Source organism: Rhodococcus sp. 008 (assembly GCF_001682295.1).
In the GTDB taxonomy this organism is placed as follows: domain Bacteria; phylum Actinomycetota; class Actinomycetes; order Mycobacteriales; family Mycobacteriaceae; genus Rhodococcus_F; species Rhodococcus_F qingshengii.
Window position 1 is genome coordinate 780,066 of sequence record NZ_CP012749.1, and the last position, 14,646, is coordinate 794,711.

At 63.2% G+C, this 14,646-nt stretch carries 13 protein-coding genes; 11 read left to right on the forward strand and 2 right to left on the reverse strand.

Annotation, left to right across the window (positions count from 1 at the left end; translation table 11 throughout):
- Nucleotides 1-156 precede the first annotated feature (156 nt).
- Nucleotides 157-930, forward strand: a complete 774-nt coding sequence (locus AOT96_RS03635) for a hypothetical protein (protein ID WP_065351305.1) — start codon at nt 157-159, stop codon at nt 928-930.
- 22 nt (nt 931-952) lie between these two features.
- Here the strand turns inward: AOT96_RS03635 and AOT96_RS03640 are convergent, their stop codons facing one another.
- Nucleotides 953-1,645 (reverse strand): SDR family NAD(P)-dependent oxidoreductase, encoded by a 693-nt coding sequence (locus tag AOT96_RS03640; protein ID WP_064444223.1) that lies wholly within the window; start codon nt 1,643-1,645, stop codon nt 953-955.
- A gap of 134 nt (nt 1,646-1,779) precedes the next feature.
- Here AOT96_RS03640 and AOT96_RS03645 point away from each other — a divergent pair, with 134 nt between their 5' ends.
- The 8 genes from AOT96_RS03645 to AOT96_RS03680 all read left to right on the forward strand — a co-directional run bounded on the left by AOT96_RS03645 (nt 1,780) and on the right by AOT96_RS03680 (nt 11,594).
- Entirely contained in the window at nt 1,780-2,697 is a 918-nt protein-coding gene (locus AOT96_RS03645; RefSeq protein WP_020970528.1) for a LysR family transcriptional regulator, read from the forward strand.
- 139 nt (nt 2,698-2,836) lie between these two features.
- Entirely contained in the window at nt 2,837-4,213 is a 1,377-nt protein-coding gene (locus tag AOT96_RS03650) for an MFS transporter (protein ID WP_030535326.1), read from the forward strand.
- Between the two features lie 63 nt (nt 4,214-4,276).
- On the forward strand, nt 4,277-5,158 hold the full coding sequence (locus AOT96_RS03655; protein WP_065352757.1) for a shikimate dehydrogenase: 882 nt from the start codon (nt 4,277-4,279) through the stop codon (nt 5,156-5,158).
- 44 nt (nt 5,159-5,202) lie between these two features.
- Complete coding sequence (locus tag AOT96_RS03660; protein ID WP_042451270.1) at nt 5,203-7,155, forward strand: oxidoreductase; 1,953 nt, start codon at nt 5,203-5,205, stop codon at nt 7,153-7,155.
- A complete protein-coding gene (locus AOT96_RS03665) occupies nt 7,152-7,976 on the forward strand; it encodes an aldo/keto reductase (RefSeq protein WP_042921744.1) in 825 nt (274 codons plus the stop codon). Before AOT96_RS03660 ends, AOT96_RS03665 begins: the two co-directional genes overlap by 4 nt.
- Nucleotides 7,976-9,070, forward strand: a complete 1,095-nt coding sequence (locus AOT96_RS03670; protein ID WP_065351306.1) for a Gfo/Idh/MocA family protein — start codon at nt 7,976-7,978, stop codon at nt 9,068-9,070. Before AOT96_RS03665 ends, AOT96_RS03670 begins: the two co-directional genes overlap by 1 nt.
- Nucleotides 9,067-10,794: an FAD-dependent oxidoreductase gene (locus AOT96_RS03675; RefSeq protein ID WP_065351307.1), complete on the forward strand. Its 1,728-nt coding sequence runs from the start codon at nt 9,067-9,069 to the stop codon at nt 10,792-10,794. The genes AOT96_RS03670 and AOT96_RS03675 overlap by 4 nt, the downstream gene beginning before the upstream one ends.
- The gene (locus tag AOT96_RS03680) at nt 10,791-11,594 is read left to right on the forward strand and encodes a sugar phosphate isomerase/epimerase family protein (RefSeq protein WP_054825533.1); all 804 of its coding nucleotides are present in this window, start codon (nt 10,791-10,793) and stop codon (nt 11,592-11,594) included. The genes AOT96_RS03675 and AOT96_RS03680 overlap by 4 nt, the downstream gene beginning before the upstream one ends.
- A 54-nt stretch (nt 11,595-11,648) precedes the next feature.
- On the opposite strand, the gene AOT96_RS03685 is transcribed toward AOT96_RS03680, so the two are convergent.
- Nucleotides 11,649-12,737 (reverse strand): 3-deoxy-7-phosphoheptulonate synthase, encoded by a 1,089-nt coding sequence (locus AOT96_RS03685; protein WP_030535319.1) that lies wholly within the window; start codon nt 12,735-12,737, stop codon nt 11,649-11,651.
- A 373-nt stretch (nt 12,738-13,110) separates the two neighbouring features.
- Here AOT96_RS03685 and AOT96_RS03690 point away from each other — a divergent pair, with 373 nt between their 5' ends.
- Complete coding sequence (locus tag AOT96_RS03690; protein ID WP_065352758.1) at nt 13,111-14,160, forward strand: ABC transporter substrate-binding protein; 1,050 nt, start codon at nt 13,111-13,113, stop codon at nt 14,158-14,160.
- A 166-nt stretch (nt 14,161-14,326) separates the two neighbouring features.
- The gene (locus AOT96_RS03695; protein WP_003940575.1) at nt 14,327-14,617 is read left to right on the forward strand and encodes a CD225/dispanin family protein; all 291 of its coding nucleotides are present in this window, start codon (nt 14,327-14,329) and stop codon (nt 14,615-14,617) included.
- The last annotated feature ends 29 nt before the right edge of the window (nt 14,618-14,646 follow it).

The following is a 14,646-nucleotide window of genomic DNA, read 5'->3' on the forward strand; positions in this document are numbered from 1 at the left end:
ACCGTCACGCTCCACATAGACATCGCCACCTGGTCGATCGGAGTCGGTCACGATATTTCCTCACTGCTCGCGGATAAGGTTTCCCGGTACCAACCATGCCACTTGTAACAGAATTTGTCAGGAGTTGTTCAAAAGTTGTTACAAACTGATCGAGGAATGTCCGCAACCCGAGTTGTGCTGGACCTCGCAACAGCGAGCCCGGACACCGAGTTCAGCACCGCTGTGCTGACCCGGGCCGGCGAGATCGTCGGCGTCAGCGCATCGAGCATTCGCGTGGCAACGGGCCGCCTGTGCCGCGAGAACAAACTGCGTCGTACCGCGCGTGGAACGTACGTCCTCAACCCGGACGGTATCCCCACCTACAGCGAAGTGGAGGGGTGGCGAACTCGTACCGATCGCATACGCCCCTGGGACGGCACGTGGATAGCCGTCGAGCACTCAGCGCTCAAACGTAGCGACCGCACCGCCGCCCGAAGACACGATCAGGCGCTGCGCCTTGCGGGCTACGAGGAGTGGAAGCCCACACTCGCCGTCCGCCCGAACAATCTGCTCGGCGGCACGGACAGCGCCCGCCGCACTCTCCGCCGACTCGGCGCCGCCCCCGAATCGGCTGTCATGGAAATCGCTCACTTTGCCCCCGAGGATGATTCGACAATCCGCACACTCTGGAACTCGGAAGCACTGTTGGCCGACATCGCCGAGGCCCGTGAAGCACTCACACAGGCGCAAACACGCCTGGCGACAATCAGTCGCGAGGAGGCGGCCCGCGAATCACTTGCTCTGGGCAGCGCGGTGATCGCGGTCATCGTGCGCAATCCGCTCCTTCCGGAAGAACTCGAACCGACACAGCCACTGCGCGAACTGATCTCGCACATGCTCGAGTACCAGGACGCATCTCGCGAACTGTGGCAGTCACTGCTCCGGTTCTGATCGATTTCTCCCAGAAGGTAATTCAGTATGTTGCACGGCCGCCGCTGGCGTCGTACACGGCGCCGGTCGAGTAACTTACCGCCGACGACGACAGCCAGGAGATCAGTTCGGCAATCTCGTCGGCCCTCCCCATTCGCGCCATCGGCGTCAAAGACTGCGAACGGGCGAGGATGGCCGGATCGGTGCCGGCATTCATAGGACTTTCCACGGCCGCCGGAGCTATCGCGTTGACCAGCACACCGGTGGTGGCGACCTCTTTGCCGAGTGATTTCGTCAGCGCGACGACGGCCGCTTTGGACGCGGAATATGCACTCTGATTCGGGTTTCCGTCCTTGGCCGCAATACTTGCGAGGTTGACGACCCTCCCCCACCCCGACGCAACCATCCCCGGCACGAACGCCCGGCACATCAGGAATGTCCCTTCGACGTTGATGCGGAACGTACGCTGCCAAGCCGCGAGGTCGACGTCGACGAGTGGCGCTGATGGTCCTACGATTCCCGCACTGTTGATCAAGATGTCGACTCTGCGGAGCCTGGTTCGAAGCGCATCGACTGCTGTCGGATCACTCACGTCGAGTTGTTCGTCCGCACCCTCGGCAAGATCTGCCGTTACCACCCGAACTCCCCTCTCCGTCAACAGCTTTGCACTGGCGGCGCCGATTCCGCTCGCACCGCCGGTAACGAGCGCTGTGACACCCTCTGGGTAACCCTGCATCGCATTCACTCCTGAGTTTCTGTGCGCTACGCACTCAATTTATGTTGCAAACAGGCATAATTGCCGTCACACTGTGTAGAAATTCTGAATATATGGCGTTTGTTGTCAACGTCAAATACCTGGAGGCCTTGCAGATGGAAACCCGCTGGTTGCACGCGTTTGTCGCGGTTGCGGAAGAACTTCACTTCGGGCGGGCCGCATCACGGCTCCAGATGGCCCAGTCGCCGCTCAGCCAGATGATCCGAAAGCTCGAAAAGGACATCGGCGTCAAGTTGTTCGAACGAAGCACTCGCAGCGTCGCACTCACATCCGGCGGACATGCCTTTCTCCCCCACGCCTATCGCGTCATCGAGAACATGGAGACGGCACGACACGCTACGCGCGCGTCGTCGGGAGGCGTCTACGGACGAGTCACAATCGGGTTCACCGGAGTGCTCAACTATCAAGCACTTCCGCCACTGACACGCGCGTTGCGTCAGCGTTATCCGGAAGTCGAACTGACACTCCTCGGCCGGATCATGACGCGCGACGCGGTCATCCAACTCGAGAGCGGCGCCCTCGATCTCGCCTTCGTCGGACTACCCGTGGAATCCGCATCACTGTCTACCCGACTCATCCGACGGGAGGCATTCGGCGCTGTGCTTCCGATCGACCATCCCCTCGCAGAGAGAGACGCGATCGACCTCCGCGAATTGGCCGACGACGGATTCGTGACCACCCCGCTCTCGGCCGGCTCGGCCCTCCAGGAAACCGCGATGCGCGCCTGCATGAACGCAGACTTCAGGCCTCGCGTGGTTCAGGAGATCACCGATCCGTACATGATCCTGATGCTCGTTGCCGCCGGCGTCGGTGTAGCGCTGATGACGTCCGGTATGGCTGCTATCACCCCACCTGGCAGTGTGTTCGTCCCACTCACCGGCGAGCCGACGTTCATGAATCACGGAATTGCCTGGTCACCGCGGCACATGACCGATGCGCTCGCCGTCGCATTGGAGACATCCGAGGAAATTCTGCCGACGCCGGAGATTGAGACAAAAAACGTCATTATCTGAGACTCATTTAGTGTTGGACGCGCCATAGTCCTTCGTGGCACTGTCGTCTCAGCCGCCGAAAGGTGAGGGACGTCACCGATGCGTGGTGCATCTCCAAACGTGCCGCCACGGCCGGCCCATCGGGACGAAAGGACTTCACATGGCACCTCCGATCACCTCCACCGGATCCACGAACTCGACCGAGGAACATCCGAATGCGAACGCGCGCCGCGCCGCCGTTTCGGGCTTCCTCGGCAGCACCCTCGAGTACTACGACTTCTTCATCTACGGCTCCGCGGCCGCGCTGGTGTTCCCCAAGATCTTCTTCCCCGGCGGCGGATCAACGGCAACCCTGCTCTCGATCAGCACCTTAGGTGTCGCCTACGTCGCCCGCCCGCTCGGCGCGGTGCTGTGGGGTCACCTCGGCGATCGGTACGGACGCAAGAACGCGCTTCTCGCCTGCCTGCTCCTCATGGGTGTTGCGACGGTCATCGTCGGTTGCCTGCCGACCTACGACCAGATCGGCATCGCCGCGCCGATCATTCTCGTCTTGCTTCGTCTACTTCAAGGGCTCTCTGCCGGCGGTGAATCACCCGGCTCTTCCGCACTGACGCTCGAACACGCGCCGGATCACCGTCGTTCGTTCTTCACCTCGTTCACCATGAGCGGGATCATGTTCGGCATCGTCGTCTCCAGCCTGGTATTCATCCCAGTGGCGAGCCTGCCCGACGAAGACCTCTACTCGTGGGGTTGGCGAGTTCCCTTCTGGCTCAGCATCATCGTGACCGTCGTTGCCCTGTGGCTACGTCGTGCCCTGGATGAACCCGAGGTATTCGAAGAACTCAAGGAACAGGACGAGACGGCCGGGATTCCCGTCGTCGAGATGTTCCGCTCGCACTGGCGCACCGTGATCCGTATCAGCATGAGCTCGACCTTCGCGATGATCAACACCATCGTCAACGTCTTCGCTCTGGCGTACGCCGTCGAATCCGGCTTCGAACGCTCCACGATGCTGTGGGCAATCGCGACCGCCAATTTTGTTGCCGTACTGACTCAGCCGCTGTTCGGCATCCTCTCGGATCGCTACGGACGCAAGCCCATCTTCGTCGTCGGCGCGATCGGAGCCGGCCTGATGATCTTCGTCTTCTTCCATTCGATCGGAACCCAAAGCGTCCCCATGGTCTTCGCTTCGGGAATCGTCATGATCGGAATCTTCTACGCCATGCCCAACGGCACGTACCCGGCGTACTTCCCGGAGCAGTTCCCCGCGAAGGTCCGATACACCGGAATGGCCGTCAGCCTCATGCTCGGACTCCTTGTTGCCGGCTTCACACCGGCTATCGCTCAGGCGATATCAGCCGGAGACAAGAGCAACTGGACACCGGTTGCCTGGATGTGCCTGGGCTTCGCCGTCGTCTCCGCCATCGCGGCGATGACCGGACCGGAAACGTACCGCACGCCCACAGCTGAACTGGGCCAACCGAAGCCGAGCCTGCCAACCAAGCAGGACTCGGAGCTCACCAGCAACAACGCTTGACCGGACCGGCCCCTCGCGCTGAATTGCCGCGAGGGGCCGTCCCCACTTATGCAGGAGAATGTCATGACTACCGAATTCACACGTCACCGAATCGGCCTTGTCGGGTCGGGGATCTCGACTTCCCTCTCGCCGGCGCTGCATTCGCACGAAGCATCAGCACTCGGACTCGACGATTACAGCTACGAACTGGTAGACCTCGAGAACCTGACGGTCTCGGTCGAAAAGACCGGCGAGGTGGTTCGGAGCGCCGTCGCAGCGGGCTTCACCGGACTGAACATCACCCATCCGTGCAAGCAGGTTGTCGTGGACGCACTCGACGAACTGTCCGACAATGCCCGACTGCTCGGTGCTGTCAACACGATTGTCGTCCACAACGGCCTTCTGATCGGCCACAACACAGACCACAGCGGATTCCTCACAGCACTGCAGCGCGGTTTGCCCGACGCCGCCTTGGACCGAGTGGTGCTTGCCGGGGCTGGCGGGGCGGGTTCCGCCGTGGCGTACGCACTCGCCGCCGCCGGTACGACGGATCTTCGCATCGCAGATATTGATCCCGATCGCGCTGCCGATGTGTGTTCTCGCGTCGCCTCGGCCTTTCCTGTCACGCGCACAACGGCTTTGGCGATCGATGAGATCGCCGTCAACCTGACGACGTGCGACGGCGTCGTCAACGCATCTCCGATCGGCATGGTGGGTCACCCCGGAACTCCCTTCGACCCTGCGGCGTTGCATTCCGGATTGTGGGTCGCTGACATCGTTTATCGACCGATGCGCACCGAATTGCTCGACGCTGCAGCTACTCTCGGATGCGCAGTTCTCGACGGTGGGCAGATGCTGGTGGCTCAAGCCTCTGACACCTTCACACTCCTGACTGGTGTCGAAGCCGATACGGATCGCATGCGCAGCCATCTGAGCGAGCTGCTCTCCGAGACGGCATGCGCATGAGCACAACCGAACACCTACTTTCTCGCGAAGTACCAGGAGCACTGATGAATGTGACTGCGCCGTTCGCCGAACCTCTCGACATGGGCAGCGTCCGCCTCCGGAACCGGTTCGTGTCCGCCCCGATGGAACGCAACTACTGCGAAGTCGACGGCACTATGACGGACGAGTACATCGCGTACCTCGCTCGCCGCGCCGAAGGTGGTGCTGCACTGATCTTCACCGAAGCAAGCTACGTGCGCGCCGACGGCAAGGGTCGCATCCGGCAGATGGGCGTCGACGTCGACGAACGGATTCCCGGCATCAAGAAGATGGCCGACGCGATCCACGCTCACGGCGCCCTCGTCGGAGTCGAACTCAACCACGGTGGACGTACGGCGCAAGGTTCTGTCAGCGGGTTTGTTCCCGTTGCCCCGACACCGATTCCGTGTTTGGTTGTCGGCGGCGAGATGCCAGAACAACTCGACGGCGACGACATCGAGCACATCATCGAATGTTTCGGTGAAGCCGCGGCACGCTGCCAGCAGGCCGGCGTCGACGTCATCTCCCTGCACGGTGGCCACGGGTATCTGATCCACCAGTTCCTCTCCCCTGCTTACAATCACCGCGACGACGAGTGGGCCGACCCCACCTTGTTCGTCAACAAGGTCATCGCCTCCGTCCACGAGCACGCACCGGGAATCACTCTGGGACTCCGATTCTCAGCCTTCGAAGGCATCGACGGCGGACTCGACGCCGAGATGACTCGCGCTCGCATCGGCGCCATCGACACCGACCGACTCGATTTCCTCGACGTCTCGGCCGGCAACTACGAAGCGGGACAGTGGATCATCCAGCCCGGTGAATGGTCGCGCGGTCTCCTCGCGCCGTACTCCGAGCAGTACCAGCGCGACTTCGACATCCCGGTGGGAGTGGCCGGACGCATCACGTCGCCGGAGATCGCTGCGCGGATCATCGAATCCGGGCAGGCGAACTTCGTCAGCATGGCTCGTACGCTGCACGCAGATCCGGACTTCCCGAATCGCGCCATCGACGGTGGCCGGTACCGCCCTTGCATTGCCTGCAACTACTGCATCGACAGCCTGGCCGCCGGCCCCATTCCCTGCTCCGTCAACCCGTGGGTCGGCCGCGAATTGGATCAGCCTACCAAGCCGGCTGATGCCACCGTGCGGGTCGCCGTCATCGGTGCCGGGCCGTCGGGAATGGCCGCTGCCCGCGACCTCGCACTTGCCGGTCACCGCGTCGACCTGTACGACGAGCGACCCAGCCTCGGTGGCGACTTCGCTCTGGCATCGAAGCTTCACGAGTATCCCGAATATGGACGGATCGTGGACTGGTACGCCGCGGAACTGGCTGAACTCGGGGTCCACTGCCACACCTCGACCCGGGTAGATGCTGCTTTGCTCTCCGGTGTCGATTTCGACGCCATAGTTCTTGCCGCCGGCGGCGTCGGCCCCGTGGTCGATCTCCCCGGAGCAGCAACCCGTACCGTTCGCGACGTCCGCGAATTCCTCGTCTCCGGCGATCCAGCTCCTGCCGCTGTCACCATCTTCGGCGCCGACCGTGAGGCTGCGGCCGTCGCCGACGATCTCCTTCAGAAGGGCACCCAGGTCGTGATGATCGGCCCGCAGGAAACCATCGCGCACGACGTCGGACGCCGCGGAAAGATCGTGCTGCTGCCGCGCCTGGCCGCAAGTGAGAACCTCACGACCTACCTCAGCTCGATCGTCACCACAGTCGCCGCTGACCGCGTCACGATTTCGACGGCCGGTGTGCTGAGCGAGGTCGATGCTCCCGGCGAACTGCTGATCTCGCAAGGCGTCGAGCCGCGTTCGGAACTTCTTGCCGAACTCCGTTCACTGGCACCACGACTCGGAGTACATACCGTCGGCGACGCGAGCGGTGACGGCGGGTCCATCCATGCCGCACTCGTGACCGCAGCCGACGTTGCCGTCGCGATCACCGCCGCCGCTGCGGCACGTCAGGAGGTTCACGCATGACCACACAGGCAGCCACACCCGTGGCAACTGCATTGCCGCCCATTGGACTCGGAACCTGGCCCCTGGTCGGTGCCGACGCCACGAACTCGGTTCTCTCCGGCATCGAGGCCGGGTACCGCCTCATCGACACCGCCGCGATCTACGGCAACGAGGGCGCAGTCGGTGTGGCGCTGGCGGAATCAGGTGTGCCGCGAGAAGAACTGTTCGTCACCACCAAACTTCGTGGCAACGACCAGGTTTCCGGCGACATTCGGGGCGCCCTCGAGCAGAGTCTGGAACTACTGGGACTCGACCAGCTGGATCTGTTCCTGATCCACTGGCCACTCCCGCGAATCGATCGCTATGTCGCGTCGTTCGAGTCGATGCTGGCCTGCCGCGACGCCGGACTGGTTCGGTACGTGGGTGTGTCGAACTTCCTGGAGCTCCACCTGCGCCGCGTCGTCGCCGAAACCGGCGAGGCACCGGCAGTCAACCAGATTCAGATGGACCCGTCGCTCGCTCGGATCCCGGTTCGCCGCGCAAACGACGAACTTGGCATCTTCACTCAGTCGTGGAGTCCGCTCGGCCGGGGTGACGTGCTCGACAACGCCGTTGTGAGCGAGATCGCCGGTCGAATCGGTTGCACACCAGCTCAAGTGGTCCTCGCTTGGCACGTCGCGCAGGGTGTGGTTCCGGTCGCGCGATCAGCGAACCCGACGCGTCAGGCCGAGAACCTGGCAGCACTCGACGTCACCCTCACCAGCGAGGACATCGAAGCACTGAACAGTCTCGACCGCGGCGAGTCTGCCGCGCGGGACGTCGAAGCAGAGGAACATTTCTGATGACGTTGAAAGTCGGAATCGTCGGCTGCGGCAAGATCGCCGGCAACCATGCCCGCGCGCTGCAACAAGTCCCCGGTGTCGAGGTGATCGGCTGCTGCGATCCCGATCTCGGACGCGCCCAGGAGTTCGCGGCAGCGCACGGCATTCCCGCAGCCGTGAGTTCAGTGGAGCAACTTCTCGCCCTCGGACTCGACGCCTGCACCGTTTGCACGCCGCACCCGGTACATGAAGAGGTAGTCGTGGCCGCTGCCGAAGCGGGTGTACATGTTTTGTGCGAGAAGCCCATCGCAGTCGATGTTGCTGCCGCCGACCGCATGATCGAGGCCGCCGACCGCGCCGGTATCACGTTCGGGGTGCTCTTCCAACGCCGATTCTGGCCGGCAGCACGTCGGATCCGCGACGCCATCGACGACGGGCGGATCGGACTACCCATGCTCGGTGAGGCGTCGGTGATCCTGCATCGCCCGTCGAGTTACTACGCGGCCGACGCCTGGCGTGGACGCTGGGACACCGACGGCGGTGGCGTGCTCATGACACAGGCCGTGCACCAGATCGACATGCTGGCCTGGTTCATGGGCGAGGCCGTCTCGGTCAGCGGCTTCATCCGCACCCACACCCACGGTGCGCACATCGAGACCGAAGACAGCGCGTCAGCTGTGATCTCCTTTGCCTCGGGCGGCACCGCCACCGTCACCGCGACTACCGGTGCCAATCACAATCTGGGTAACCGCGTGACGGTGATCGGGCGCACCGGCGCCATTGCCAGCGTCCTCGAATTTCCTGAAGGGCACGAGGGTGTCAACGAAATCTGGACGGTGCCAGGCGAAGTGGAGTTCCGGTCGCCGTACTCCGCGGACATCGATGCGAATCTCGATGTGGGCGCGGTCAATGCGGCACTGACCGACTTCCACACCCTGCAGGTTCAGGACTTCGCCGACGCGGTCCTGACCGGGCGTGAACCCGCCGTCACCGGCCGGGACGCCCGCGCATCACTTGCCATCATCGCCGCAATCTACGAATCGTCACGAACGGGCAAGGTTGTCGAGCTGACATCGACACCGACCCTCGCAACAACTGCCAAGGAGCAGAAATGAGTAGCAGTACCCCCCTCACCTACGACGTGGTTGTCGTGGGCTCCGGCGCAGGCGGGCTTTCCACAGCAATTGCCGCAGCACATGGCGGCGCGTCGGTACTCGTTGTCGAGAAGGCCGACACCTGCGGCGGCGCAACGGCCTGGTCGGGCGGGTGGATGTGGACCCCACGCAACATGTTTGCCATCGCCGACGGGGTTGTCGAGGATCGCTCGGCACCGCGGACGTATCTGGAAAACCGACTCGGCGACAACTTCGACGCCGCCAAGGTTGATGCTCTTCTCGACGGTGCACCGGAGATGGTCGAGTTCTTCGAACGCAAGACAGCGCTGAAGTTTGTTCCCGGAGCCAAGATCGCCGATATTCACGGTGACACACCGGGAGCCGGCACGGGTCATCGTTCCGTCGGACCGAAACCGGTGAGCTTGCGAAAGCTCGGACCCGACGTCGCGGCGCTGCTACGTCGACAGTTGTACGAGACGTCATTCCTCGGCATGGGCATCATGGCCGGGCCCGACCTGCAGGCATTCCTGCACTCGACTCGATCGCCGAAAGCATTTGTGCACTGTGGTGTTCGGGTGACAAAGCACATGTTCGATCTCGCCACCAAGCGTCGTGGCCAGCAACTCGTCAACGGCACCGCGCTTGTCGGCATGATGCTGCGCTCGGCACTCGATCTGGGCGTCGAGTTTCGGGTGAAGACGTCCGCGACCGCGTTGCAGACCGATGACGACGGCCGCGTTGTCGGCGTCCGCCTCGAAAGTCCGGACGGCGCGTACTCGGTAACTGCCCGACGTGGTGTCGTACTCGCCACCGGCGGCTTCGCCCAGGACATCGACCGACGACGCGAACTGTTCCCGCGCACCCCCACCGGCAACGAGCACTGGTCGCTCACCCCGAAGACAACCACCGGCGACGGCATCACCCTCGGCGAATCCGTGGGCGGCCGACTCGACCGCACCCTCGCCTCCCCCGTCGCGTACTGCCCCGTCTCCATCGTTCGCTACCGCAACGGCAAGGAAGGTGTGTTCCCGCACATCCTCGATCGCGGAAAGCCCGGTGTCATCGGAGTTCTCGCGAACGGCAAGCGGTTTGTCAACGAAGCACTCGGCTATCACGACTACACACTCGTGATGGTCGAGCAGGTTCCCGAGGGCGAAGAGGTGTGCTCGTGGTTGATTGCCGATCAACAGTATGTGCGATACCTCCCGCTGGGCATGGCGAAGCCCTTGCCGATCCCGATCCAGCCGTACCTGCGCTCGGGGTACCTCACGCGTGGGCGCACTCTTCGGGACTTGGCCGAGAAGATCGGCGTCGACCCCGTGCAGTTGGAGAAAACCGTCGCAGCTTTCAATATCGGGGCCGTGGCCGGTGAAGACCCCGAGTTCGGTCGCGGTACAACACCGTTCAACCGAGGTTCCGGAGATGCTTCCAATCCGTGGCCGAACCCGTCGCTCGCGCCCTTGCAGAAGGGTCCGTACTACGCGGTGAAAGTCGTGCCAGGGAGTTTCGGCACCTTCGCCGGACTGGTCACGGACTCGTCGTCGCATGTGCTCGACGACAACGACCGCCCCATCGAGGGGTTGCTCGCCGTCGGCGTCGATCAGGCGAGCGTGATGGGCGGGCACTACCCGTCCGGGGGCATCAACCTCGGACCGGCCATGACATTCGGTTACCTGGCCGGCCGGGAACTGGCCGGAGCCGAGACAGTTGGAGCGCACGCATGACACTCTCACTTGGACTGGCAGCCCTCACAGTGCTCGACACCGCACCGATGCAGCACGTCGCCTTGGCTGAAAAGCACGGCTTCGACACCATCGGTATCCGTCTGATGCCAGCGGCACCAGGTACGACGGCCTACCCTCTGCACGAGGACAAGCAGTCGTTGGACGAGCTGGTGCGTCGACTGGGCGATTCACCGGTCGAGGTATTCGACCTCGAAATCATCCGTCTTGCAGCCGACTTCGACCCCACCGACTACGTTCCGTTGCTCGAAGCGGGCGCACAGCTCGGAGCCAAAGCCGTTCTGGTGGGCGGCGACGACCGCGACCGCGCTCGGCTCACGGACTCCTATGCACGCCTCGCGGAACTGTGCGCGAACTACGGCATCGTCGCTTCCCTCGAGTTCATGCCGTGGACTGCGGTGCCCGATGCACGTGCGGCCATCGAGATCGTCTCGGCGGCAGACGGTCCGGCTCGTAGTGTCCTGGTCGACGCATTGCACACCGACCGCTCGGCGACAACGCTCGAGGATCTTGCGTCCATCCCTCGCGAGTGGTTGCACTACGCCCAGATGTGCGACGGTTCGACCCCCGCTCCCACTGGGGACGCAGAGCTGATCCGTCAGGCCCGCGAGGAGCGTCTGGTGCCCGGCACCGGCGGCATAGCCCTGGCCGACATCTGGTCGACTTTGCCTGCCGGACTGCCGGTCAGCATCGAACTGCCCAACGAGCCACTGCGCCGCGCCGTCGGCACCGACGCCTGGCTGGAGCGCCTGGTCGAGGCCACGCGAGAAGTGTTGGCCTAGCGGCCCTGTGCGCCTTTTTGGTAGTTGGCGCTACCAAAAAGGCGCACGGGGGCGTCAGCCCCTCCGAGCCGCAACGGCCTGCGCCAGACGATCCAACTGCGCTGCGGTGGTGGACCAGTCGATGCACGCGTCGGTGATCGACTGGCCGTAGGTGAGCTCGTCCGCCTTGCCCAAGGTCAGGTCCTGACGGCCGGCCTCGATGAAACTCTCCAACATGACGCCGGCGATTCCCTGCTCGCCCTCGGTCAGACGTCGGGCAATGTCGTCGAGCACGATGACCTGACGCTCATGGTCCTTGCTGCTGTTACCGTGGCTCGCGTCGATGACCACGCGCTCGGGCAGGTTCGACTTACGCAGGCGGGCAAGGGTGTCCGCGACTGTCTCGGCATCGTAGTTCGGTCCGTCGCTACCGCCACGAAGAATGACATGGCAGTCGGGGTTGCCCGCGGTACGGATCAAGGCAGCCTGGCCGTCGAGGTCCGTTCCGGGGAACACGTGGCTCGCTGCCGCGGCGCGGGTGCCGTCGACGGCTACCTGCACATCACCTTCGGTGGAGTTCTTGATACCGACGGGCATGGACAGCGCGCTGCACAGCTGACGGTGAACCTGACTGGCGGCGGTCCGGGCGCCGATCGCACCGTAGCTGACCAGGTCGGCAATGTACTGAGGCATGATCGGATCAAGGAACTCGCAGCCGACAGGCAGGCCCAGGCTCGACACGTCGAGAAGCAACTTGCGGCCGATACCGAGCCCGGTGTTGATGTCGAACGTGCCGTCGAGGTGGGGATCGTTGAGCAGGCCCTTCCACCCGAGTGTGGTGCGCGGCTTTTCGAAGTAGACGCGCATGACGATGTGCAGATCGTCCCGCAGTTCGTCGGCCTTGGCGGCCAACCGGCGGGCGTAGTCCATCGCCGCTTCCGGATCGTGCACAGAGCACGGACCGACTACGACGATCAAACGATCGTCGTCACCGTTGAGGATGTTGATGGTGTCGGCCCGACCGGTGCGCACAGTGGCGGCGGCGACCTCGTCCGGAGCGTGCTGAGCACGAACAGTCGCCGGTGACACGAGCGGACTGATACTCACAGTGCGCTGATCGTCGAGGCTGTCCGAAGCTGTGGTGGTGTCGATGGTGACAGTCATGGGGTTTTCGGTTTCCTGTTCTCAGGCCGACCCCAGAGATGAAGAGAAACTCCAGCGAGCCGGTCTGTAGTCCGGCTCTTGGGTGGAGGTTGTCAGCGCGTGGTTACGCCGGCAGGCCCACCCGGGGCCGGCCTGCTAAACCAGAAATAGACGCGCTGCATGTCGGCCACGATACCTCGAGTTCGGATCAGATGGGCGCGCCCCTCCACGACGAGCCGAATCCGAGGGGAGCGTCCCGTGGCACGAATCCGTGACGAATGGCCAAATCCGCTGAGCGATTGGCGCTTTCGAGCAAGGCTCCGGCTACGGAATTCGAATACGTTGGTCAGGCACCTGCCAATGCCCGGAACATCAGATGGAGCTGCGCCTTCTCATGCCTGTGATCGAATCGACCGAAACCTTCCACCCGACGGTGTCCCCTTTTGCGACCGATACCCCCTTGCAGTCGACAAGAGATGTGGACGGCGAGTTCACCCGTCTGATCGATTCCTTGACACGACGCGGATTCCTGGCCGGTGCGGCGGCGCTCGGTACACTAGGCGCACTCTCTGCATGTTCGGGCGAATCCAGCGGCACCGAAGCCTCCGACGAGTGGGTCGACATCGTCGTCGCGGACCAGGCCTACCGCCTCCCGCGGGACCCCAAGCGCGTCGTGGTGCTCGAAGCTCGAGGCGCCCTCGATTTTGCACTACTTGCCGAGTACCCGATCGTCGCGACCAATTGGGATCCTAAGTCTCAACTCATGCGCCAGGTACCCGCCGGCGCGGCTCGCCTCGGTGGGACGAACAACGAACCGAATGCCGAATCGATACTGAGCCACGACCCCGATCTTTTGGTCGTCGGGAAAGGCTGGTGGAATTACTACCAGGACAAGGGCCTGCTCGGCACTGACATCGCACCGGTGCTCGTCGTCGACGAGGGCACGACGGGCTCGTCGTGGAAGCAGGCCATGACCGCGCAGCTCACGGCTCTCGATCGCCGCGAAGTCGCCGAACGCGTCATCGCCCGATACAACGCCGAACTTGCGCAAGCGCGGGCCAAGATCGGTGGTCTCCTCGAAGGCAAGTCGATTGCGATCGCCGGCGCAGACAGCGGTCAGATCTGGCTGCAGAACAACACGTTCGCCGTCTCGGTTGCGCAGGACCTCGGCTTGAACGTCTTGACCGACGCTGCCCATGCCGCACCTGATCGGAAGGATTCGACTTTCTACAGCCTCGAGGAGCTTGCGATCTTCGACCAGGCCGACTTCGTCTTGCTACAGAACCCCGACGCTGTGGAAGCCGAGTCGCCCACGTGGAAACGAGTCCGCGCTGTCCAGGACGGCCATGTCGGGCATCTGCGATACGACCTCAACAACGGCCTCGCTCTGACTGCGATGGCCCTGGCCGCTGACATCGCCGAGCAGGTACAGGTCATGCGCTGACGTCTTCGGGATCGCCTTCCGAATCAGAAATCAACCGGATTCTCTGTCATACGAACAGTCGATACTGACTCACTCGGAAACGGATTATGTTGTCACCTGCCCGTGCTCTTCGCACGTCAGAGGGTGTTTCTCCGAACGCCCTGTTTCTCCGAACGCTAGGTGACCAATGACGCAGAACCCGTACTACGGCCAGCAACAACCGGTCGGCCCTCCGCCGGACAACAATCTGGTCTGGGCGATTCTCGTGACAGTGTTCTGCTGCCTCCCGCTCGGCATCGTCTCGATCGTCAAATCAAGCCAGGTCAACACTTTGTGGGCGCAAGGTCAGTTCGACGCTGCGCGAAAATCAGCTGACGATGCCAAGAAGTTCGCCTTGTGGTCAGTCGGCGCAGGTGTTGCCGTCGCTGTTCTGTACTTCCTTTTTGTCGTCGTCCTTGCCGGATCGAGTTCCCTGTGACCGCCGACGCCGACCGGCGACACTGATCG